The sequence below is a fragment of the Sediminihaliea albiluteola genome, from assembly GCF_014077625.1.
Classification (GTDB): Bacteria; Pseudomonadota; Gammaproteobacteria; order Pseudomonadales; family Halieaceae; genus Sediminihaliea; species Sediminihaliea albiluteola.
On sequence record NZ_JACFXU010000013.1, the window covers coordinates 1,258,793 to 1,281,855 of the forward strand.

A 23,063-nucleotide genomic window follows, 5' to 3' on the forward strand; every position below is an offset into this window, starting at 1 on the left:
TGTCAGCTCGACTTGGGGCGAGTCGCTTATCGAGCTGTAATATTAGTCATCGCTCCGGCCTGAATAACGCTCGAACCACTCCAGGATCGCAGCTACCTTGCCCAGCAACTGACTGGGACGCTTATAAATACTGTGTGAGGCGCCGGGCATTCTGACCATGGCGCTGTCTACACCTGCCAATTTGAGTGCCTGGTAATATTGCTCCGTCTCCGACATCGGCGTGCGTAAATCGGCCTCGCCAGTCAACAACATGGTCGGCGTCGTGACATTGCCAACCCGCGATAAGGGCGAGCGTCGCCAGTAGTTTTCCTGATCTTCCCAGGGCAGCTTGTCAAACCAGTAGCGAGCAAAGTATGGCGACATATCCGCAGTCAACACAAAGCTAGTCCAGTTGATAACGGGTTTGGCCACGACAGCTGCGCGGAAACGATCGGTAGTGCCTACAATCCACGCGGTGAGCACGCCGCCGCCAGAACCGCCGGTTACATAGAGTTGCTCAGGGTCGACATAGCCTTTAGCAATCGTTGCATCCACAGCTGACATGAGGTCGTCAAAATCTTGGCTGGGATAATTGTGGTGGATGAGGTTGGCGAACTCTTCGCCATAGCTGGTGCTGCCCCTTGGATTGACATAGAGCACCACATAGCCAGCGGCGGCGTAGAGCTGAACCTCAGCAGCAAAGTGTGGACCATAGGCGGCGAAGGGCCCACCGTGTATTTCCAAAATTAAGGGGTATTTTTTACTCGGGTCAAAACCAGGCGGCTTAGCTATCCACGCTTGAATGTCACGCTGATCGGCACTCGACTTAAGCCACAACTCCTCAAGCTGCGCCAATTCCCGGTGTGCTAATAAATTTTGATTAAGCCGAGTCACTTGCTGCGGTTTTTGACCGCGCTCCCCAACCGATAACTCCGCCGGAAAAGCAGGGCTACCAGAGGTATAGGCGTAAACGCCATTACCGCCCACCGAAAAATCGGCAGCGGTATAGGGCCGCCCTAATGCTGTACCACCGAGATTGCGGGCTAAGATATCCATATCGCCCGACAGCTTCACCGCAGCTAAGAGCGTGTCGCCTTTATCGTCATACTGAAAGTAGATATAGCGTCCATCATCGGACCACTGCGGATTAACAATGCTGCGATCAAGATCTGGCAGTAATTCTTTGCGGCCACTACCGTCAGTGTTCATCACATATAAACGTTTGCGGTGATAGCCCATGCGCTGGTCGTCCCAACCGGTAAAAGCGATACGCTTGCCATCGGGAGACACGCTGAGGCTGTCATCGGGGCCCTTGCGATCAGTCAGTGCTGCAATCGCTCCTGTGCCAAGATCAATGCGATAGATATCGCTGTTGGATACATCTTTTGCCCAGTCCCCATTGCGGTTTGCTGAGAGATAGAGCGCTTTGCCATCCCTGGCCCAGCCGATACTGCCCTGGTGATGGAAGTCACCACTGGTGACCTGGCGCATGCTGCCCCCATCGGCCGAGATAACAAATACTTGCTCATAGCCATGGGCTTTATCGCCGCTGCCATCATGCCGGTACACACTGCGCTCAACGACCACTGGCGGAGCAGCCCACTCGGCAGCTTGGGGTTTTCGAGGAAGCTTTCCCATCGTCGGTTGGTCAGCTTCAACCAGCATACTAAAAGCCAACCATTGGCCGTCAGCTGACCAGGCAAGGTTCTTCGGCTTGTGTGGCAAGCGCGTCAACTGGGCCAGCCGCGAATTATCCAGCCAACTGACAAACAATTGTGAGCCCACATCATCCTTAGTGATATACGCTACCCGTTTGTCATCCGGCGACAATACCGGATTAGTGATGCTATTAGGTCCGGTGGTAATAGGCCGCTGCTCACCGCTTTTGCGATCTAGCAACCATAAGTTGGAGCGCGAGCGGTCTTTCATGATGTCCATCGAGTGCCGCAAGTACAATACCTGACGACCCTGACTATCTACTAAGGGCTTACTCACGTAGTACAGCTGAAACACATCCTCAGCGCTAAATAAGGGCTTGGCACTCACCGAGATGCTCAGCAATAGTGCCGACAAACCCGGCAACAATAGCCGTAATAGAAGCTTACTTAGTGTGTGCATTCCTTCCCCCTGACAATTTCAGTTACCATGGCGACCAATTTCGAGCCAGACTTATCGGGAATGATTATGTCCAATCCACTGCTGGAAGATCACCATCTACCACCTTTTTCACGAATTTTACCTGAGCATGTAGAGCCTGCAGTCAGCCAACTCATCGAGGGCAACAAAGCCGCTATCAGCGATTTGCTAGCCAAGGCAGAAGCTCTAGATGCGACCGAGTTACTGCGCAAGATTGAAGATCTCGGCGATGAACTCGAGCGATGCTGGGCGCCGGTATCTCATCTGAACGGCGTGATGAACAATGATGAATTGCGAGATGCTTACAATCGCTGCCTATCACTGCTGTCGGATTATAGCACTTGGATCGGCCAAAACGCTGAGCTCTTCGCGGCCTATAAAAACATCGCCGATAGCGCGGAGTTCTCAGACCTTGATGCCGCACAACGTCAGGCAGTCAACAATGCACTGCGCGACTTTCGCCTAGCTGGCATCGACCTACCGCCGGCTGAGCAGCAGCGCTACGGTGAGCTAAAGCAGCGGCTGGCGACATTGGGCAGCAGCTTTAATGAAAACCTGCTTGATGCCACCCGTGCCTGGACCAAAAATGTCACTCTGGAAGAGCTATCGGGGCTGCCTGAGTCGGCTTTAGAGAGCGCTCGACAAGCCGCTCTTGATGCCGGGCAAGAAGGCTACTTACTCACTCTGGACTTCCCCTCGCTACTGCCGGTATTGACCTACTGCGACAATGCGGCACTGCGTCAAGAAGTCTATACCGCCAATGTCACTCGCGCCTCAGATCAGGGTCCACAGGCCGGTCAGTGGGACAATAGCGAGCTAATCGACGAAATCCTAGATTTGCGCTTAGAACTAGCGCAGTTACTGGGTTTTGAAAACTACAGCGAGCTGTCTTTAGCCACCAAGATGGCTGAGAGCCCAGAGCAAGTCCTCGATTTCTTAGAGCAGCTCGCTGAGCGCTCCCGTCCTCAAGCGCAACAAGAGTGGCAGGCACTGAGTGAATTTGCCGCCACTGAGTTTAAGCACCATGAACTGCAGGCCTGGGACGTCGCCTACTATGGTGAAAAACTTAAACAATCCCGCTACCAAGTGTCACAGGAAGAAATCCGGCCCTATCTCCCTCTGGATACTGTGCTCAATGGCCTGTTTGCACTGAGCCACAAACTTTTTGGCATTGAGATAGTGGAAATAGAAAGCTTCGATAGCTACCACCCAGATCTCAGGTTATTTGAAATACGACGCGATGGCCGACTGCAGGCACAGTTTTATCTCGACCTCTATGCTCGCTCTGGAAAGCGCGGCGGTGCTTGGATGGCAGATTGCCGCGTACGACGCTTACGCGATAGTCAGCTGCAACTACCCGTGGCATTTTTAGTCTGCAACTTTAACCCACCAGTAGGCGATAAAGCCGCCTTACTGACTGAGGACGAACTCACCACACTGTTCCACGAGTTTGGTCACGGTTTGCACCACATGCTGACTCAGCAGGACGTGGCAGCCGTATCTGGTATTAATGGCGTAGCCTGGGATGCGGTGGAGCTGCCGAGCCAGTTTCTCGAAAACTGGTGCTATGAACCCGAAGCTTTGGCCTTTATCACCGGGCACTTTGAAACTGGCCAGAGCCTGCCCCAGGAACTGCTGGAAAAGATGCTGGCGGCGAAAAACTTTCAGTCGGCGATGATGATGGTCAGGCAGCTTGAATTTGCTCTGTTTGACTTCAAGCTCCACCAACAGTGGGGCAGCGCGAATGCGCAGCCGGTGCAAGCGCTGCTCGATCAGGTAAGACAGGAAGTGGCAGTGATAATCCCACCGCAATTCAACCGTTTCCAACATAGCTTTGCACATATTTTTGCTGGCGGTTATGCCGCGGGTTACTACAGCTACAAATGGGCCGAAGTGCTATCGGCAGACGCTTTTTCACGCTTTGAGGAAGACGGTATTTTTAACCCCAATACTGGCGCCGAATTCCGCGACAAAATATTAGCCGTTGGCGGCTCGCAAGACCCTATGGCCATGTTTGTCGCCTTCCGCGGCAGAGAGCCAAAGGTTGAGGCGCTACTGCGACACAGTGGCATCAAGGCAGCTTAAACAGTACTTTGCCACCACTGCCTCAGACTGACAGTGGTGGCAAAGAGTCGCTCAACAGAAACAGCTCAGCGAGCTACTGGCGCACGATGACAGCATCAGTAGATCACGCAGTGGCTAGCCAAATGATAGACCAGAGCCAACAGTCAGGGCTCAGCAGTCCAACTAGCACAACCTTTTTGGCCTGGGCCTGAAGCCACACACAACTCGATCTCCCTGAGGTCATCACCTGCTGAGAGTTCCAACAGCTGCATTAAAAGACAGTGCGAGAACTCCTCGACTGTGGCATTGGCGATCGGCAACAGCAGTGTGTCACTTTTTAAAAAGAGCATATCCTCACCAGTGAAGCTTACCCGGTAGTAAGGGCCGTCTTCACAAATGCGTTGATAGGGTGACAAATTAGCCAACAAGACATATTCGTCCCATTGCTCGCAAAGCTGCTCAATGCGGCGTTTATAAACATTGTAATCCGCAGAAAAGCCATTATTGCCCATCGGCGCCACAATGCGCACCGACACGGAGTAGTTGTGACCGTGTAGTCGCTCCCGCTCAGTTGCACTAAAAATGGTGTAGTGGGCGGCGGAAAACTTGTGCGCTTCTTTATCGATATATAGTGTGGTCAAACGCTCCATAATCATCAGCTTCAACAGATTCGGCCCAGTATTGTTACGGCTGTGCTGCTAATAGGCAAGCCATCACAATCCTGCAGAAAAAGTTCAGCTGAGTTATGATTTTGCGATTAACTGGCTAATCGCCGAGATCAGTAGTTATTGTCATTGCTGAGAAATGAATCATGCGGTGGCAATGCCTCGAAAACTAATACAGGATTGATCGATGAAAACCGCCATTATCACCGGTGCCAGTGTCGGCATTGGACAGGCCACCGCCGCCCGCTTTCTTGCTGACGACTATCAGGTGTTCAATCTAGCGCGCCGCGCCTGCCCAGAAGCGGGCGTGAATAACCTTTACTGCGACCTCAGTTCCGATGCGTCTATTGCCCAAGCCTGCGCCAAGCTAGCCCCTGTTATTGAAAAAAGCTCTTCGGTGGCGCTGATCCACAACGCCAGTCAAATGCACAAAGACAGCACCGACGACTGTGACAGCGAGGATTTGCGCGCAGTGCTAGAGGTTAACGTCGTGGCCATCAACAGCCTCAACCGCTCTCTATTAGGTTTGCTGCCCAAAGGCTCCAGTGTGATCTATGTCGGCTCTACCCTCTCTGAAAAAGCGGTGCCGGGTTCCTTTAGTTACGTACTGAGCAAACACGCTCAACTGGGCATGATGCGCGCCAGCTGCCAAGATCTCATGGGCCGGGGCATCCATACGGCACTCGTATGTCCGGGCTTTACCGACACAGAGATGCTGCGCACTCATCTTGGTAATGATCTAGAACTCATCAATACCATCGCTGCTGGCAACAGTTTTTCCCGACTAATAGAACCGGGCGAAATCGCCGAGCTACTGCACTGGGCCCATCACAACCCGGTTGTGAACGGTGCCGTATTGCACGCCAATCTTGGTCAGCGGGAATACTAAAGGTGAGCGCAGTTTTACAGGAGCGGCGGGAGCGCGTCTTTCTAATTCTTGCTGGTACGTTCTTAGCCGCCATGACCCTACTGAACGTGATTGGCATCACCCGCTTTATTCATATCGGGCCCATGGCCCTAGCCGTAGGCGTACTACCCTACCCGCTGACCTTCTTGTGCACTGACCTGATTTGCGAGCTATATGGCAAGGCGCGGGCTAACTTTCTGGTCAGCGTTGGTTTAGGGCTCAACTTCCTTATTTTGCTAGTGCTATTTCTCGGCGGCGCCATACCAGCAGTAGCCCCTGAGCAAATGCCGCCCTGGCAAGTACTGCAGCTAGCCGAGCCGGTAGCCTTACCTAATGGGGATATTGTTGAAGGCAGTGTCGAGTTTTATCAACTGATCTATGCCACCACCTCTGGGGCAGTATTCGCCTCAATGCTGGCCTATATTACGGCACAGTATTGCGACGTTCAGCTCTTTCACTTCTGGAAACGGGTCACCAAAGGAAAGTACCTCTGGGTGCGCAATAACTTCAGCACACTGATGAGCCAAATGGTCGACTCGGTGATGGTTATTACAGTGACTTTTGGCGCCGCTTTTTTACGGGGGGATATCGCTTTCAAGGCGATGTTAGTGTTGATTGGTAGCAACTACTTGTTCAAGGCCACTGTGGCACTCTTGGATACCGGGCCTTTTTATCTAGCCGTGCACTACCTGCGACGCTACTTGCACTTGGGGCCCTCCGAATACGCAATTCCTAACGACACGGAAAGAACCCCAAGCACTGCGACAGCTTAATTTGACGCGGCCAAGGCCTGCAGCTGGGACTGCCCTGCTTGTAGGTACTCTCGAGCTAGCTCCTCGGCAATAGCATGGGTAGAGCGCCGGCTTTCATCGGCGCGGCGCAGCACTTCTGCCAAGGTGGTTTCAATGCGGCCAATATGCTCCTGCTTAACGCTCTCGGCCGAACCTAAGCGCTGGTGGTGGACATCAATGATACCGCCAGCATTCACTAGGAAATCGGGGCAATAAAGGATACCCAGATCTTGCAACTGAGCACCATTTTCGGCTGTGGCCAGCTGATTATTGGCAGCACCACAGACAATACCAGCCCGCAGCTTAGGGATACTTTGCTCGTTAAGTACCGCGCCCATTGCACAAGGCGCCAAGATATCGACTTTCTGGCTGAGAATATCTGCCACATCAAGCGCTATAACACCTAAGTCATCGACCGCTCGCTGTACGTTAGCTGCATTGACGTCTGCAGCGTAGACCTGCGCCCCATTGTTACGCAGATAGGCCGCTAAGCAGTAGCCGACATGCCCCAGCCCTTGAATCGCTACCTGTAAGCCCTCTAGGGAGTCCACTCCCAAACGGTGACGCACCGCGCAGCGCATTCCCAGATATAAGCCTAAGGCAGTATTCGGCGATGGGTCGCCACCGTATTCATTATCATCGATACCGCTAACCCAAGCTGTTCGCTCAGCGATAAGGCGCATATCTGCCGCACTGGTTCCAGAGTCTTCTGCCGCCACATAGCGGCCACTCTGGGACTGCACAAAGTCACCCATGGCGCGAAATAGCGCCGGAGTCTTATCTTGGCGGGGATCGCCAATAATCACTGACTTGCCCCCCCCTAGCGGCAAGCCAGCCAAAGCCGACTTATAGGTCATGCCACGGGACAGACGCAGCACATCATGCAAGGCATCCTCGTCTGAGGCATAGGGGAACATGCGACAGCCCCCCACACCGGGCCCCAAAGTAGTGTCATGCACTGCAATAATGGCTCGCAAACCACTATCGCGATCCGAACAAAACGACACCAGCTCATGCTGATCAAAAGCTGGGGCTGAAAACACGCTCATGGCTAATCCTCGGTAAAGCGATAACGCCGTCAGGCCGTATCCACGATTTTGACGGCTGTTATGTCTGACTCACCGCGCAGCTGCGCGATGAGTGATTGTTTATGCAATTGATACTGCTCTCGGTTACGCTCTTTAATATGGCCAAAACCACGTAATTGAGCCGGCAAACGGGCTAGCGTCAATGCCACTTGGTAATTATCGGCCCGCAGCTCAGCTACCACCAGCTCTAAAATCTCCTCGTAGTCTAGGATGTCAGCGCGTTCCTGACGACGTTCGTCGCTATAGCCAAAAATATCAAAACGACTACCCCGCAAACTGCGACAGCGCGCTAACAAGGCAAAAGCTCGCAGCATCCAAGGGCCGAACTCTTGCTTTATTGGATGCCCGGTATTCGGATCGCGCTTGCTGAACAAAGGAGGCGCCATATGAAAGCGTAATTCATAGTCCCCTTCAAACTGCTGCTGTAGCTTACGCTGGAACTCCCCATCACTGTAGAGCCGAGCAACTTCATACTCATCTTTATAAGCCATCAGCTTATAGAGATTGCGCGCTACTGCCACACTGATAGAGTCCGGCTGCTCGGCGTACATATCAGCCTTCCTAACCTTATCTAAGCACTGCCTGTAACGCTCTGCATAAGCTGCGTTCTGATAGGCAACGAGACGCTCTGCGCGATCTTCAATAATCTCATCGACTTGCTGCAGCAGTGGCTTGGGGCTTGGCGCCATCTTTTCTACCAGCGCCAAAACCTTGCTCGGTTGATCGGCGCAGCGGCGGCCCCATAAAAACGCCTGCAAATTAAACTCGACCGCCACATTGTTTAGCTCTATCGCCTGCTGTAGGGCTTCTGCAGACACTGGCACCATACCGCGCTGCCAAGCGTAGCCCAGCAGAAAAAGATTCGATGCAATGGAATCACCCAATAACTGGCTGGCAAGCCGCGCCGAGTTAATGAAGTAAGTGTCTTCTACGCCCACTTCTGAGCAAATCTTATCCTTCATGGACTCGCTGGGAAATGGGGCGTCCGGGTCGAGTACAAATGCGGCAGTCGCCACTTCCGCATCGTTGATAACCGCATGAGTGCGGCCATGAGCTACTTTACCTAATGCCTCGTAAGCTGCGGTCACCACAAGATCACAGCCCAGTAGTAAATCGGCCTCTCCCGCGGGAATCCGAACTGCTTTGATATCCTCTTGCTTTTGGCTCACACGGACGTGACTGACCACCGCGCCAAACTTTTGTGCCAAACCGGTCTGGTTCATGGTGGCGCAGCCTTTACCTTCAATATGAGCAGCCATCGCGACCAGAGCAGTAATCGTCAACACCCCGGTACCACCCACGCCTGTCACCACAGCGTTCCAAGGCTTCTCTAGCGTCGGCAGCACAGGCTCAGGGAGTGGCTCAAACAGCACTTGAGTATCGTCACCCGCCCCTTCTGGCCGGCGCAAGCTACCACCTATAACCGAGACAAAACTGGGGCAAAAACCATTAACGCAGCTGTAATCCTTGTTACAGGCACTCTGGTCGATTTGGCGCTTGCGCCCCAGTTCAGTTTCTTTTGGTATTACCGATAGACAATTCGATTTTACGCTGCAGTCACCACAGCCTTCACAGACCGCATCATTGATAAAGATACGGCGATTCGGATCTACTAAGCTGCCCTTTTTACGCCGGCGGCGCTTTTCTGCGGCACAGGTCTGCACATAAACGATAACTGAGGTGCCCTCGTATTCGCGCAACTCTTGTTGCAGTGCATCGAGCTCGTCCCGGTGATGCAAGCTGTAGCCAACGGTCCCGTGAAACTCACCGCGCCACGCTTCTGGCGCATCGCTCACCAAGGCAATTCGATTGACCCCTTCAGCGCTGACTTGCCGGATCAGATCGCCAACACTCAACTTGCCATCTATGGGCTGACCACCGGTCATTGCTACCGCGTCGTTATAGAGTATCTTGTAGGTGATATTGACCCCTGCAGAAACCGCCGCACGGATTGCCAATAAGCCGCTGTGAAAATAGGTGCCATCGCCCAAGTTTTGAAATACATGGCGAGTTTCGGTAAACGGCGCCTGTCCAATCCAAGTCGCGCCCTCACCACCCATTTGGGTAAAGGTGTGGGTCTCCCGATCGGGCATCCAGGTCGCCATATAGTGGCAGCCTATGCCACCTAGAGCGCGACTTCCCTCAGGTACCTTGGTCGATATATTGTGCGGACAGCCCGAGCAGTAGTGCGGCACCCGCTCAATGATCTCACGCGGTTTTGCCAGTGACAGTTCCTTACGCTTAAGCCACTCAACCCGCTGCTCCATCAGATCCGAGGCAAAGTAGCGTTTCACTCGGCTGTGGATCGCCACTGCGACCATGGCCGGTGTCAATTCACCTAGGTTAGGCAATAAGTCATTGCCTTGATCATCAAACTCACCGTAAACCCTCGGCCGAGCAGCCACCGGATTATTGTATAGCTGGCTAGTAATTTGATCCTCGATGATAGAGCGCTTTTCTTCTACCACTAAGATCTCTTCCAGCCCCTCTGCGAACTGATGTGTCATGCGGGGTTCTAGGGGCCAGGGCATACCGACCTTATAAACCCTCAAGCCCAATTCCGCAGCCACTGCACTGTCAATGCCCATGTCCTCTAGGGCCTGCATCACATCCAAATACGCTTTACCACTGGTGATAATCCCGAATCGGGCTGCTGGGCTATCAATCACAATGCGGTTCAAGGCATTGACGCGAGCAAACTCTCTGGCAGCATAAATTTTGTACTTATTGAGCCGCAGTTCTTGCTCTAGGGGTTTATCAGGCCAGCGCGCGTGAACACCGTCAGCAGGCAACTCAAAGTCTTGGGGAATAACAATCTCGATTCGAGTGGGATCGACAGCGGCAGATATGGCCGAATCCATGGTCTCTGTAATGGCCTTTAAGGCCACCCAGCAACCGCTGTAACGGGATAATTCCCAACCATAGATGCCAAGATCGAGCACTTCCTGCACATTAGATGGACTCAATACAGGTACCGAAGCCCCGATAAACATGTGCTCAGATTGATGGGGCAGTGTTGAAGACTTACAGGCGTGATCATCGCCGGCAACTGCCAGCACACCACCATACTTAGAGGTTCCAAAAGCATTGGCATGCTTGATCACATCCATACTGCGATCCACGCCGGGACCTTTGCCGTACCACATGGCAAACACGCCATCGTACTTGGCCCCCTGAAACAGGTTGGTTTGCTGGCTGCCCCAGACCGCGGTGGCCGCTAAGTCCTCATTGATACCGCTCTGGAAATGCACCTTGTGCTTGTCTAGCCAGGGCTTTGCCTGCCACATAGCCATATCGACTCCCCCCAAGGGAGAGCCGCGGTAACCGGATATATAGGCCGCGGTATTTAAGCCTCGCTGCTGATCGCGCTGATGCTGTAGCATCGGTAAACGGACCAAGGCTTCAATGCCCGTCATGTAGGCGCGGGTCGTATCTAGCGCGTATTTATCATCTAGTGAGATCTTGCGGAACTGCCCTGCATTCTCTTTAGCCATGATCAAATCACCTCGCTTGTCATGACAGTGTCGCTCAAAGGTATAGGTATTGTTATTTGATATGTCCAGTGAATCCCGTCTAAGATGAATAAATAAGACGCTATACTCCGCTCTTTTGGGAAAATTATGCTATGCAGCTGACTAAACAAGATTTAGACATTCTCAAGATACTGCAGCGAGATGCCAGCCTGAGCACCGGAGAAATTGCCCAGCAGCTCAACATGTCACAGTCACCCTGTTGGCGGCGCATCCACAAGCTTGAACAAGATGGCCTAATCCACGGCCGAGTAGCGCTATTAAACCGGGCTGCTTTGGGCATGGATATAGTGGTTTTTTCTACTATCAACCTCACTTCAAGCGGGCGCCAAAACCTGGAAAGTTTTGAAAGCGACATCAAACGTCACCCAGAAGTGGTGGAGTGCTATACCATGACAGGCATCTGGGACTACATGCTAAAAATAGTGACACGCGATATCCGTCACTACGAAGACTTTGTCAGAAACACCCTTACCACCAGCCCTGCTATCCGAGAACTACACTCCCACATGGCGGTCACCGAAATAAAAAATACAACGCAATTACCCTTAGATACCCAGCTATGAATACACTCGGCCTGATTACTGTAGATACAGTCCTGGAGAGAGCATGCAGAACCTGACGGTCACCCTAGTTCAATGCCAACTCGCTTGGGAGGCACCCGCAGACAACCGCCGGCAATTTACCGAGCTTCTCAGCACCATCGATAGTAAGAGCGACCTGATCGTATTACCTGAAATGTTCACCACTGGCTTTTCCATGCGTGCCCTAGCCAATGCCGAAGCACCAGGGGGCGATACAGAGCAGTGGTTACAACAGCAGGCTCAAGAGCATGACTGCGCCATTAGCGGCAGTATCGCAGTGAAAGTCGGCGACTCGGTCTACAACCGCATGCTATTTGCCACAGCTCAAGGCTGCCACTATTACGATAAGCGACATCTATTTCGAATGGCCGGAGAGCATCAACGCTACGCTGCCGGCAAGGATCGCAAAATTGTGGAGTGGCGCGGATGGCGCATCCTCCAACAGGTCTGTTACGACCTGCGCTTTCCCGTCTTCAGTCGCAACCGACAAGACTATGACCTAGCCCTCTATGTCGCCAACTGGCCAGCTGCAAGGCGCAGCCACTGGCGCTGCCTGCTGCAAGCTCGGGCGATTGAGAACTCCGCCTATGTGGTGGGTGTCAACAGAGTGGGTAGTGATGCGAAGGGTTTGACTTATAGCGGAGACAGTATGGCTTTTGGCGCTGATGGCCGCAGTTTACTGGATCTCAGAAACGAAAACGGCAGCGCCAGTACTGAACTGAGCGCTGCCGATTTGCTTAACTACAGGGAGAGTTTCCCCAGCCACTTAGATGCAGATAGCTTCTACTTGGACTTTTAACTACTTCATCAGCAGGTTGCTACCACTGTGAGTAGCAGCCTGCTGTAAACAGCTTATTCAGCGTATTTCACTTCCAGAGTAGCCATTGTGCGACGGTTTTCTGCACGGCCTTCTTTAGTGTCGTTGCTAGCAACAGGGCGGCTCTCACCGAAACCTTTAGCTACCAGACGGCTGCGGTCGATACCATGCTGATTAACTAGCACGTCAACAACTGCTTGCGCACGACGCTGAGACAGCTTCTGGTTGTAAGACTCTGGGCCAGTGCTATCAGTGTGACCTTCAACAGACAGATCTACGTCGTCAAAACGCTTCAGGAACTCAGCCAGTTCTTTAATATCGGAGAAGTAACGCTCCTGAACATTGGCAGAGTCAAAAGCAAAGTTCACTTTCAGTTTGATTGAAGCTACACGCTCAACAGGCAGTGGGCAGCCATTGGCATCAACGCGAGTGCCAGCAGGAGTGCCTGGGCACTGATCACGGTCATCAGTTACACCATCACCATCTGAATCAACAGGAGCTGCAGCAACAGCCGGCGCAGCATCAGCTGAAACTTTACCGAAGTAATAGTTCAGACCAGCTGTCATCAGGATATCGTTGTGGTGCTCATCAAAGCTGTGCAGTACACGGGCTTCAATACGCGCACCAAAGCGTGGAGTCAGCATCCAACGCAGACCTGCGCCAAGGTTGGCTGTGGTTTCAACGGTGTCGAAAGTTGAAGAATCGATATCAATCTCACCCATACCGAAAGCAACATAAGGGCGCACACGGTTAGGGCCACCAACGTAGCTGCCGCCGTAGTACAGCATATCTAGCTGCCAAGTAGAAACGTCGGCGTCAGCGCCACCGCGGTAGTTTGTTTTATCTTCAGCATAAAACAATTCCGCAGCCCAGTTGTCGTCAAAGGCGTACTCAAGGCTCACCCAAGGCGTTGCTGTGTCGTCGAGGTTGCGGTCGTTATCAAAGTACCACTGGCCGATACCGGCGTTGATAGTAATTGGAACTTCAGCATTAACAGGTGCTGCAAGTACGGAGGCTAGCGCCACCACACCAGCCGCTAAGGAAAGAATTCGTGTTTTCATTGTTTAACATCTCCTAATTAAAAAACGCACACCCACCCCCGGGCCATGCGGCCTAACATTAAGGTAAGCATAGCAGTGAATTGCTAAGTTACTAACAAAGTTGTGCTGTAATTATTACGTGCATTTTACGCATAACCGTTTCATTTATACAGTGCGAAGCCTCTTTACCAGCCCATAGTGCGCTTTATAAAAGGCACTGTCAGGGCCCTTTGCTCCGCCAATGACTGGCGATCAAGCTGCTCTAGCAGCTGCCAGAGCTCACTTAAGGCGCGCGGCGCCCGGTTAACCAGGTATCGAGCTGCCTCAAGCGGCAGCTGTAAACCGCGCCGCTCAGCTCGAAAACGCAGCAAAGCTATCTTTTGCTCGTCATTGTAACTCGGCAGATGATACACCAAGCCCCATGACAGACGCGAACCAAGATCAGCCAACTGTACTGCCAAAGCTCGCGGTGCGGCATCTGCACTGAGTAACAAGCGACAGCCTGTCGCCCGGGCACGATTGAAGAAATGGAATAGTGCCTGCTCCCAGCTTTCATCCCCCAGCACAGCCTGCACATCATCGAGGCACACTAATGCCATGTGCTCCATATCGGCCAGCACCGCTTCTGCGGCATAAGTACGCAATTCGGCAAGTGGCAGATATAAAGCTGCCGAGCCCGCCCTGTGGCATGAAGCCTGCAGCAAGTGTGACTTGCCGGAATCTGCTGGCCCGTGCAGAAAAATCACTTGCTCGCCATCTGGCTCAAGCTGCCGCTCCAGCAGGGGCATCAGAACCTGCAGGGCCTCCGACAGCACCAAAAAGTTGCTCAACGTGGCCTCATCGCGCAACTGGACATTAAGCGCCAGCTGCAAACCGCTATCTTGTTTAAGCGTGGCCACTATCTATTGCCCCTGATACAAATCACTGGCGCGATAATGGGCCACCCCATGGCGCAGGAATACCATGACCACCGCCGATACCGGCAGAGCCACCAAGACCCCCACGAAGCCAGCAATCTGGCCGCCGGCCATCAAGGCAAAGATTACCGCCACCGGGTGCAAGCCAATGCGATCACCCACCAGTACAGGCGTTAACACAACAGACTCTAAGACCTGCCCCACAGCAAAAACCAAAGCCACTAAAAGGAGCATGCTCCAGTCTTGAAACTGTGCGTAAGCGACCAGCAAAGAGCTGAGAATACCGACAATAAAACCCAAATACGGCACGATACTGGCCAAGCCGGCTATCATTCCCAACACCAGTGCCAGCTGCACCCCCACCGCCCACAGGCCCAAGCTATAAATGATCCCCAGTGAAAGCATCACCAAGAGCTGACCGCGAATAAAAGCACCCAACACTTCATCGGCCTCGCCCACCATGCTCACCGTGTTATCCTGCCAAGCACGCGGCATCATGCGCAATAACTTCGCTACCAAAATATCCCAATCGCGCATCAGATAAAAAGCCACCACCGGCGCTAAGGCCAAGTTAAACAGCCACAGCAAGATACCAGCACCGGAACCAGTGATGTCGCGCAGCGTTTTGGCCGTCACCTTGCCCAGAGATTGCCAGTTATCCGCCAGCTGCGCGCTCCAATCAAATGCCGGCAACTGCGCCTCTGAGAGACTCAGGCGCTGCTGAACCCAAGGGAGTAGTGTCTCTGTGACCCAAGCGTACATGGCCGGTATCTTGCTGATCAGGGCATTGAGCTGGTGGATCAGGGCCGGCAAGGTCACTAAGACACTGAGCACCAGCAAACTCGTCAAACCCAAAAACACAATGCACACCCCCAGGGTGCGGCCCATCCCTCGCCGCTCCATGGCGTCCACCACCGGGTCCCCTAAGTAGGCAACTAAGGCCCCTAAAACAAAGGGCAACAAAATCGGCTGCAGGGCGTAGAACGCCAAGCCAATCAGCACTAGGACAACCAAAAACCAGGGCCAGCGGTTGCGACCGATCGGTGCTAGCTCATCTAATTCTGCCATTGGTAATTTAACTCTGAGCTTGGTGAAGCTGCGCTGTGAGCCAGCGGCACCAAAGCTTGATTCAATTCAATGATCGCTTTTAAAGCCGATGCATCGGCCCTAGCCTGTAAGCGCAACAAGAGTCGATCACCACTGATTTCTTCAATATTTGCCTGCTCAATGGGCTCCAGCCCCTCAAGCCAAGACACAATGGCGGCATAATCGGCATAATGCATGACATTGCTGACGGTCATCGAGACACCGCCAGTCGATTCACTAGCGGCTGATACAGCGTAGCGGTCGGCCATATTCTCAGCCACCATGTCCACCCCTCGGGCCAGAAAACTGTCGATCGACTGCGGCTCAACGCTGCGCTCCAGGCGGCCATCAGCAAACAAATAGAGCCAATCCCCAAGCCAGTCACCACTGCCTAGAGCTGTCACACGCCCCGCTAAAATCTCGTTCACCCGATAGCGACTCGAAGCCTGCTGCAATACTGTCGCATTCAGATTCCAAGCTTGCTCAGCTGACAAGGCCGCCGCGTCAGTCAAGTCCAGCAAGGGAAAGCGCAGTGGCACGCCGCGCCGAGCAAAACCGGCCTCAAGGGCCGCCACCAGCTCTGGGGCGGTTTCAACGTTCACAAACTGCCGACCCTCGGGCCCATCCTGCACCAGCCATAGTAAGACCTCTGGCCGGTTAGCAGTCCACAGCGGGGCACCAGCCTGCCTCAGCAACTGCGACACCCAGCGCCGATCAAACTCAAAGCGCGCTGCCAGTGGCTGCTCCTCGTTACCTGTTAGGGCGTAGGAAAACTGCTGCACCTGTGACATCGCCTCGGGCAAAGCAGAAAGCACCTCGGGCAATGCCAGCACTTCAGTGCTACCCGACACCTTCACCAACACTTGTGACAGGGCATCGCTGGCTGCCCGGGACAGCTCCGATTGGCTGCGGTCCTCAACCGCGACCTGCCCCATGTACAAATCCCGCACAGTCGTGGCCTGCGCCGCCATGGCTATCGATAAAACAGCTGCCAGCATGACTGCTAGGCAGCTGCGCGTTCTCGGATTAATCACCCTCTTCCCTCGGCGGTGTTTTCAAGTTGACTATTGTAACAGCACTGCGATTCAACAACAGTTGTGTGAACAATTCCGCTCTGGGGTGTACAGCCCTTTGATTACCGCTAGAATAGCCGCCTCCTCTCAATTTCCCAACCTGCAGACCGGATCCGTACCGTATGAGCACTGACAACGGGGCCCCATCCCTGAGCTACAAAGACGCAGGCGTCAATATCGACGCTGGCAACGCATTGGTAGAGCGCATTAAAAGCGTCTCAAAACGCACCAGTCGCCCCGAGGTAATGGGCGGCCTAGGCGGCTTCGGAGCGCTCTGTGAGCTGCCCAAGGGCTACCGTGAGCCAGTACTGGTCTCCGGCACCGATGGCGTGGGGACCAAATTGCGCCTCGCTATGGACATGGGTGTTCATGACACTATTGGTATTGATTTGGTGGCCATGTGCGTCAACGACCTCGTAGTAGCAGGGGCTGAACCGCTACTATTTCTAGACTATTACGCGACTGGTGCATTAAATGTAGACACCGCTGTCGACGTAGTGACAGGCATCGGCCGCGGCTGTGAATTGGCCGGCTGCGCCCTAGTGGGTGGAGAAACCGCCGAAATGCCCGGCATGTATGAAGGTGACGACTACGATCTCGCCGGCTTCTGCGTAGGCGTAGTGGAAAAGTCCGAAATTATCGATGGCAGCTCTGTAGCCAATGGCGATGTACTGATTGGCTTGGCCAGTAGCGGCCCTCACTCCAATGGCTATTCGCTGATTCGCAAGATACTCGAAGTCAGTGGCGCAGATCTCCAGCAGCCACTCGGCGACACCACACTCGGCGCCGCACTGCTGGAGCCGACCACAATCTATGTAAAAGCGCTGCTAGAGCTGTTTAAGCAGGTACCTGTTAAAGCTCTGTCACACATCACCGGCGGCGGCCTATTGGAAAACTTGCCCCGCGTGCTTCCCAAAGATTGCAGTGCGCGCATCGACACCGACAGCTGGCAGTGGCCAGAAGTTTTCCAGTGGCTACAAAAAAATGGCAATGTCGAGCTGCGTGAGATGTATCGCACCTTTAACTGCGGCGTTGGCATGGTCTTATGCCTCGCTCCTGAGCACGCTGCCACCGCGATTGAGTCACTCACTGCTGCGGGACACCAAGCCTGGCAAATTGGCAGCATTGTCGCCGGCAACTCCGAGGTGGAGTTAAGCGGCTCATGAGCCAAGCAAGACCTCGTATTGCAATCCTGATTTCAGGTCGCGGCTCAAACATGCAGGCTTTCATTGAAGCCTGCGCAGCAGGCCACTTAGCCGCGGATATTACTCTAGTACTGAGCAACAACCCCGATGCGGCTGGACTGCAGCGAGCCGCAGAGGCGGGCATAGCTACTGCGGTGATCAATCACCGAGACTACGCCTCGCGCGAAGAGTTTGACGCCGCGCTAGTGCGCCAGCTTGAAGAGGCGGCAACCGATCTGGTTATCCTCGCTGGCTTTATGCGCATCCTGACTTCGGTGTTTATTTCCGCATTTCAGGGCCGCTTATTGAACATTCACCCATCTTTGTTGCCCAAGTATCCGGGGCTCAACACCCACCAGCGGGCAATCGATGCCGGCGATTCTGAAGCCGGTGTGACAGTACACTTTGTCACCGAAGAGCTAGATGGTGGTCCCCCAATTATTCAGGCACGAGTACCGGTGGAGGCCGGTGATACCGCAGATAGCCTGGCACAGCGAGTCATTCTGCTGGAACACAAAATCTATCCCCTGGCCGCGAACTGGTTTATCCAGGGCCGGCTAACCTTGACCGAGGAAGGAGCGTATCTCGATGGCGAGAACATCCCAGAAACGGGTATCCCCTATCAACCGGACACAGCCTGAAGCACGGCGCAGGTCCCAAACATTCAAAGCCGCACTCGCTCTAACGGCTGGCGCCCTACTGAGCATGCTGCAAGCCCCCGCTATGGCCACAAATGACTTACGGCCCTACCAAGCCAAGTACGACACCAGCGCCTTAGGCATGAACCTCACGCTTAAGCGTGAACTGAAAACTGACGGCGAAGGCGGCTACACACTGACCAATGGCGGTAAGATTTTGGTCGTAGGCTTTCACGAGGTCAGCGTATTTTCTATCCAAGATGGCCAGATTACCCCCAAGTCCTATGTTTATCAGGGCACAGGGCTGATCAACCGTCGACGAGAGGTACACTTCAGCCCCGGCGCGGACACCGTGCGCAGTCTCTACAAAGGGGAGTGGCACGAGCTGCCAAATGAGCCCGGCACACTAGATCGCATGAGCCAGCTGGAATACATGCGCCTACTCTTGCTGAACAAGCCCGAGCACCGAGATGACCTCACTATCCGCGTTGCTGATGGCCGCAGAATAAAGGACTACACCCTTAACTTTGTCGGTGAAGAAACCCTAGAAACTGCCCTAGGATCAGTGCACACCCTGCATTTCGAGCGCCAGCACGATGACCCCGAGCGCAAGTCAGACTTCTGGGTCGCTCCCGCCTGGGATTACCTCTTGGTAAAAACAGTGCACATTGAAGACGATAAACCGGTCGAAGTTGTGCTCACCGGTGGCAGCATCGACGGTATATCGCTGAAAAGCTTAAGCAGCGCTGCCTCTGAAGCACCATCTGAAACTGAGGCTGCTGAGCAGGAAGAATAACAACCGAGCTCCTCAGCAGCGCCAGAACAAGTGCTAACTTGCTTTTAATCAGGCCTTGGGCAGTGTCACTCCACGCTGCCCTTGGTACTTACCACCGCGGTCTTTGTAGCTAGTCTCACAAACCTCATCAGACTCAAAAAACAGCATCTGCGCCACGCCTTCATTGGCATATATTTTAGCCGGCAGCGTGGTCGTGTTAGAGAACTCCAGCGTGACATGCCCTTCCCACTCTGGCTCGAGCGGAGTCACGTTAACGATGATGCCGCAGCGTGCATAGGTGGACTTGCCCAGACAAATGGTCAGCACATTGCGTGGAATACGGAAGTACTCCACGGTACTTGCTAGTGCGAATGAGTTGGGCGGAATAACGCAGACATCACCTTCTATGTCGACAAAACTATTTTCATCAAAGTTTTTGGGGTCCACAGTGGCGGAGTTGATGTTTGTGAACACTTTGAATTGCCGAGAGCAACGCACATCGTAACCGTAGCTTGAAGTGCCATAGGAAATCAGCCGCCGGTCGCCATCAGTGCGCACTTGGCCCGGCTCAAAAGGCTCGATCATGCCCTGTTCCTCTGCCATACGGCGAATCCACTTATCTGCCTTAATACTCACGTACTGATCGCTCCCTATAATTAGTCGTCGCTAATACTGATGTTGGGGAACTGCTGCACAGCAGCAGTGCCCTGCTTAGCCAAAGCTGCCTCAATCGCCCGCGCTGCGGCAAAATAGCTGGCCGCCTCAGCGGAGTCTGGCGCCGAGACCACGGTAGGTTTCCCCGCGTCTGTCTGTTCACGAATTGATAGTGCCAGCGGCAAGCTCGCCAGTAGTGGCACGCCATAATCTGCCGCCACGCGTCGGCCGCCCTCAGCGCCAAAGATATGTTCACTATGGCCACACTGGGTACAGACATGCACCGCCATATTTTCAATGATGCCCAGTATCGGTACATCGACCTTGCGGAACATCTCGATACCTTTGCGGGCGTCGAGCAGCGCGATATCCTGCGGCGTGGTGACAATAACCGCCCCAGCTACCGTCGCTTTTTGCGACAGCGTCAACTGAATATCCCCAGTTCCCGGCGGCATATCAATCACTAGGTAGTCCAGTTCACCCCAGAGGGTTTGCTCCAACATTTGAACGAGGGCACTGCCAGCCATAGGGCCGCGCCACACCATGGGAGTACGCTCACCGGCCAAGTAGCCCATCGACATCGTTTTCAGCCCGTGGGCCTCGATGGGAAAGAGATATTGTCCGCCCTGCTGTTCCGGCTTGGTGCCCTCGGGGATGCCTAGCATATGCTGTTGGCTGGGTCCGTATATATCGGCATCGAGCAGGCCAACAGCCGCCCCATCCGCCTTTAAAGCCAGTGCGAGGTTGACTGCTGTGGTGGATTTGCCAACGCCGCCCTTACCGGAGGCGATGGCAATAATGTGCTTAATCTGATTCATGAGAACTGCTATCCGGTTGTACTGCTAGTCGTAGAGCGGACGCTGGGCCCTCTCACAAGAGCAGGGCAGTATACGCTGACACCCCTGCGCCAACAATCCACCACCGCTGCCAACACCATCCCCAAAAGCCAGCACCGAGCCCGTGATTGATACTTTGGCGGATGAAACAAGGGCCCAAAAAGGCTATAGTGACGCCCCTTTTCACCCAACGGACACAGACTCACAATGGCTGATAGCACTACCCGAGACATCTTGGTAACCAGCGCACTTCCCTACGCCAATGGCTCTTTACATTTAGGGCATTTATTGGAGATGGTGCAAACCGATATCTGGGTACGCTTCCAGAAATCTCGCGGGCACCAGTGCCGCTATGTCTGCGCCGATGATGCCCACGGCACAGCTATTATGCTGACCGCCGAAAAATTAGGAATCAGTCCTGAAGAGCAAATCAAGCGCGTCCAAGCCGAGCACGAGCGTGACACAGCCGGTTTTTTGATCGGTTTTGACAACTACTACAGCACTCACTCACCAGAGAACCGCGCTTGGAGTGAGGAAATCTATCGGCGACTGAAGGCCAATGGTCATATTGTGAGCCGTGCTATTACCCAGGCCTTTGACCCAGAAAAGGAGCTGTTCCTAGCAGACCGCTTCATCAAGGGCAGTTGCCCGAGCTGCAAAGCAGAGGACCAATACGGCGACAACTGTGAAGCCTGTGGCGCGACCTATAGCCCCACCGACCTGATTAACCCGGTTTCAGCACTCTCTGGCGCCACACCGATCGAGAAAGAATCAGAGCACTTCTTTTTTACCCTGCCGGTGTTCAGCGACATGCTCAAGGAGTGGATTGACTCCGGCACGCTGCAACCGCAAATCGCCAATAAACTGCGCGAATGGACCGATGCCGGCCTGCAAGAGTGGGATATTAGCCGCGATGCCCCCTACTTCGGTTTTGAAATTCCCGGGGAACCCGGCAAATACTTCTACGTGTGGCTTGATGCTCCGATTGGCTATATGGCCTCATTCCAAAATCTCTGCGAACGCGAAGACCTGGACTTTGACCGTTATTGGCAGCCCGGAGGTGACACCGAGCTCTACCACTTTATCGGCAAGGACATCATCAATTTCCACGGTCTGTTCTGGCCCGCCATGCTGCACTCCGCCAAGCTGCGTACGCCCACAGCAATTTATGCGCACGGCTTCCTGACAGTCAATGGCACTAAGATGTCTAAAAGCCGCGGTACCTTTATTAAGGCCAGCACCTATTTAGAGCACCTAGAGGCCGAGTATTTGCGCTACTATTTTGCCGCCAAACTCAGCGCATCAGTCGACGACATTGACCTAAACTTGGAAGATTTTGCCAAACGAGTTAACGCCGATGTCGTGGGCAAAGTGGTCAATATTGCCAGCCGCTGCGCAGGCTTTCTGCGCAAGCGCTTTGACAATACCTTAACTGTGCAGTGCTCAGAACCCGAGCTAGTCCAGTCATTTATTGAGCGCGGAGAGCACATTGCTACTCTCTACGAAGGCCGAGAGTTCAATAAAGCAATTCGCGAGATTATCTCGCTGGCGGACCGCGCCAACCAATATATCGACGAGAAAAAACCTTGGGTACTTGCCAAACAGGAAGGAAGCGAGCAAGAAGTTCACGATGTTTGTAGTGTTGGCATCAATCTATTTCGCGTGTTGATGAGCTATCTCAAGCCAGTGCTACCTGCAATGGCAGAAAAATCCGAAGCTTTTCTGAACCACTCACTGGATTGGACTGCCCTCAAAGGCCCGCTGCTAGGACACCAATTAAACAACTTCAAACCGCTGATGACACGAATTGAGGCGAAGCAAATTGAAGCGATGCTTGAGGCCAGTCGCGAACAGGCCCCTGAAACCGCAGCCGCCGCTAGTAGCTCAGCAGGCCTTAAACCTGCTGCCCAGGACAGCGCAGAAAACGCGTATATTGAGTTTGACGACTTTGCCAAAGTTGACTTGCGTGTCGTAGAAATTGTCGCCGCAGATCACGTCGAAGGGGCCGACAAGCTCTTGCGCTTGACTTTGAGTTTAGGAGATGGAGAGCAGCGCCAAGTGTTCGCGGGCATTAAGTCGGCCTACCAGCCTGAAGATCTGGTTGGCAAGCACACTGTCATGGTGGCCAACTTGGCACCGCGCAAGATGCGCTTTGGCGTTTCAGAGGGCATGGTGTTAGCAGCAGGCCCCGGTGGCAAAGATATTTACCTCTTAGAGCCCCACCAAGGCGCGCAGCCAGGGATGCAGGTTAAGTAACACGGCTTCTGCTACGGGCAGTGCAAGATACTGCCCTAGCGGA

Annotated in this window: 19 protein-coding genes; 9 read left to right on the plus strand and 10 right to left on the minus strand. The window is 53.7% G+C overall.

The features are described 5' to 3' along the window. Nucleotides 1–42: 42 nt before the first annotated feature. A complete protein-coding gene (locus tag H2508_RS06655) occupies nucleotides 43–2,097 on the minus strand; it encodes a S9 family peptidase (protein WP_182170507.1) in 2,055 nt (684 codons plus the stop codon). A 66-nt stretch (nucleotides 2,098–2,163) separates the two neighbouring features. Between H2508_RS06655 and prlC the strand changes: the two genes are divergently transcribed. Further along, on the plus strand, nucleotides 2,164–4,200 hold the full coding sequence (gene prlC / locus H2508_RS06660; RefSeq protein WP_182170510.1) for an oligopeptidase A: 2,037 nt from the start codon (nucleotides 2,164–2,166) through the stop codon (nucleotides 4,198–4,200). Nucleotides 4,201–4,343: 143 nt separating this feature from the next. Here the strand turns inward: prlC and H2508_RS06665 are convergent, their stop codons facing one another. After that, the gene (locus tag H2508_RS06665; RefSeq protein WP_182170513.1) at nucleotides 4,344–4,829 is read right to left on the minus strand and encodes a 6-pyruvoyl trahydropterin synthase family protein; all 486 of its coding nucleotides are present in this window, start codon (nucleotides 4,827–4,829) and stop codon (nucleotides 4,344–4,346) included. Nucleotides 4,830–5,031: 202 nt separating this feature from the next. Here H2508_RS06665 and H2508_RS06670 point away from each other — a divergent pair, with 202 nt between their 5' ends. Both H2508_RS06670 and H2508_RS06675 read left to right on the plus strand, forming a co-directional pair. Then, entirely contained in the window at nucleotides 5,032–5,733 is a 702-nt protein-coding gene (locus H2508_RS06670) for an SDR family NAD(P)-dependent oxidoreductase (RefSeq protein ID WP_182170516.1), read from the plus strand. Between the two features lie 2 nt (nucleotides 5,734–5,735). After that, nucleotides 5,736–6,524 (plus strand): queuosine precursor transporter, encoded by a 789-nt coding sequence (locus H2508_RS06675; protein WP_182170519.1) that lies wholly within the window; start codon nucleotides 5,736–5,738, stop codon nucleotides 6,522–6,524. On the opposite strand, the gene H2508_RS06680 is transcribed toward H2508_RS06675, so the two are convergent. After that, a complete protein-coding gene (locus H2508_RS06680) occupies nucleotides 6,521–7,591 on the minus strand; it encodes a Glu/Leu/Phe/Val family dehydrogenase (RefSeq protein ID WP_182170522.1) in 1,071 nt (356 codons plus the stop codon). The genes H2508_RS06675 and H2508_RS06680 overlap by 4 nt on opposite strands. A 29-nt stretch (nucleotides 7,592–7,620) precedes the next feature. After that, nucleotides 7,621–11,124: an indolepyruvate ferredoxin oxidoreductase family protein gene (locus H2508_RS06685; protein WP_182170525.1), complete on the minus strand. Its 3,504-nt coding sequence runs from the start codon at nucleotides 11,122–11,124 to the stop codon at nucleotides 7,621–7,623. A 131-nt stretch (nucleotides 11,125–11,255) separates the two neighbouring features. Between H2508_RS06685 and H2508_RS06690 the strand changes: the two genes are divergently transcribed. Both H2508_RS06690 and H2508_RS06695 read left to right on the plus strand, forming a co-directional pair. After that, nucleotides 11,256–11,726, plus strand: coding sequence for an Lrp/AsnC family transcriptional regulator (locus tag H2508_RS06690; RefSeq protein WP_182170528.1), 471 nt, complete (start codon nucleotides 11,256–11,258; stop codon nucleotides 11,724–11,726). Between the two features lie 43 nt (nucleotides 11,727–11,769). Further along, on the plus strand, nucleotides 11,770–12,543 hold the full coding sequence (locus tag H2508_RS06695) for an amidohydrolase (RefSeq protein ID WP_182170531.1): 774 nt from the start codon (nucleotides 11,770–11,772) through the stop codon (nucleotides 12,541–12,543). A gap of 53 nt (nucleotides 12,544–12,596) precedes the next feature. On the opposite strand, the gene H2508_RS06700 is transcribed toward H2508_RS06695, so the two are convergent. From H2508_RS06700 to H2508_RS06715, 4 genes are all read right to left on the minus strand, one after another. Next, the gene (locus H2508_RS06700; RefSeq protein ID WP_182170534.1) at nucleotides 12,597–13,622 is read right to left on the minus strand and encodes an OmpA family protein; all 1,026 of its coding nucleotides are present in this window, start codon (nucleotides 13,620–13,622) and stop codon (nucleotides 12,597–12,599) included. Nucleotides 13,623–13,786: 164 nt separating this feature from the next. Then, nucleotides 13,787–14,500, minus strand: coding sequence for a DnaA regulatory inactivator Hda (gene hda / locus H2508_RS06705; protein ID WP_328799330.1), 714 nt, complete (start codon nucleotides 14,498–14,500; stop codon nucleotides 13,787–13,789). Between the two features lie 3 nt (nucleotides 14,501–14,503). Beyond that, the gene (locus H2508_RS06710; RefSeq protein WP_182170537.1) at nucleotides 14,504–15,586 is read right to left on the minus strand and encodes an AI-2E family transporter; all 1,083 of its coding nucleotides are present in this window, start codon (nucleotides 15,584–15,586) and stop codon (nucleotides 14,504–14,506) included. Then, entirely contained in the window at nucleotides 15,574–16,638 is a 1,065-nt protein-coding gene (locus H2508_RS06715) for a DUF2066 domain-containing protein (RefSeq protein WP_182170540.1), read from the minus strand. Before H2508_RS06715 ends, H2508_RS06710 begins: the two co-directional genes overlap by 13 nt. Before the next feature lie 161 nt (nucleotides 16,639–16,799). On the opposite strand from H2508_RS06715, the gene purM reads away from it, so the two are divergent. Genes purM through H2508_RS06730 form a run of 3 tightly spaced genes read left to right on the plus strand, consistent with a single transcriptional unit; the run spans nucleotide 16,800 to nucleotide 19,295 of the window. Continuing rightward, nucleotides 16,800–17,843: a phosphoribosylformylglycinamidine cyclo-ligase gene (gene purM / locus H2508_RS06720; RefSeq protein ID WP_182170543.1), complete on the plus strand. Its 1,044-nt coding sequence runs from the start codon at nucleotides 16,800–16,802 to the stop codon at nucleotides 17,841–17,843. Next, a complete protein-coding gene (purN, locus tag H2508_RS06725; protein WP_182170546.1) occupies nucleotides 17,840–18,502 on the plus strand; it encodes a phosphoribosylglycinamide formyltransferase in 663 nt (220 codons plus the stop codon). Before purM ends, purN begins: the two co-directional genes overlap by 4 nt. Further along, nucleotides 18,450–19,295 carry a DUF3108 domain-containing protein gene (locus tag H2508_RS06730; RefSeq protein ID WP_235964943.1) on the plus strand — a complete coding sequence of 282 codons (846 nt, stop codon included), beginning with the start codon at nucleotides 18,450–18,452 and terminating at the stop codon, nucleotides 19,293–19,295. The genes purN and H2508_RS06730 overlap by 53 nt, the downstream gene beginning before the upstream one ends. 48 nt (nucleotides 19,296–19,343) lie before the next feature. On the opposite strand, the gene dcd is transcribed toward H2508_RS06730, so the two are convergent. Both dcd and apbC read right to left on the minus strand, forming a co-directional pair. Next, entirely contained in the window at nucleotides 19,344–19,910 is a 567-nt protein-coding gene (gene dcd / locus H2508_RS06735; RefSeq protein WP_182170549.1) for a dCTP deaminase, read from the minus strand. 20 nt (nucleotides 19,911–19,930) lie between these two features. Continuing rightward, a complete protein-coding gene (apbC, locus tag H2508_RS06740; RefSeq protein ID WP_182170552.1) occupies nucleotides 19,931–20,746 on the minus strand; it encodes an iron-sulfur cluster carrier protein ApbC in 816 nt (271 codons plus the stop codon). A gap of 225 nt (nucleotides 20,747–20,971) precedes the next feature. On the opposite strand from apbC, the gene metG reads away from it, so the two are divergent. Then, nucleotides 20,972–23,020 (plus strand): methionine--tRNA ligase, encoded by a 2,049-nt coding sequence (gene metG / locus H2508_RS06745; protein ID WP_182170571.1) that lies wholly within the window; start codon nucleotides 20,972–20,974, stop codon nucleotides 23,018–23,020. Nucleotides 23,021–23,063 lie beyond the last annotated feature (43 nt).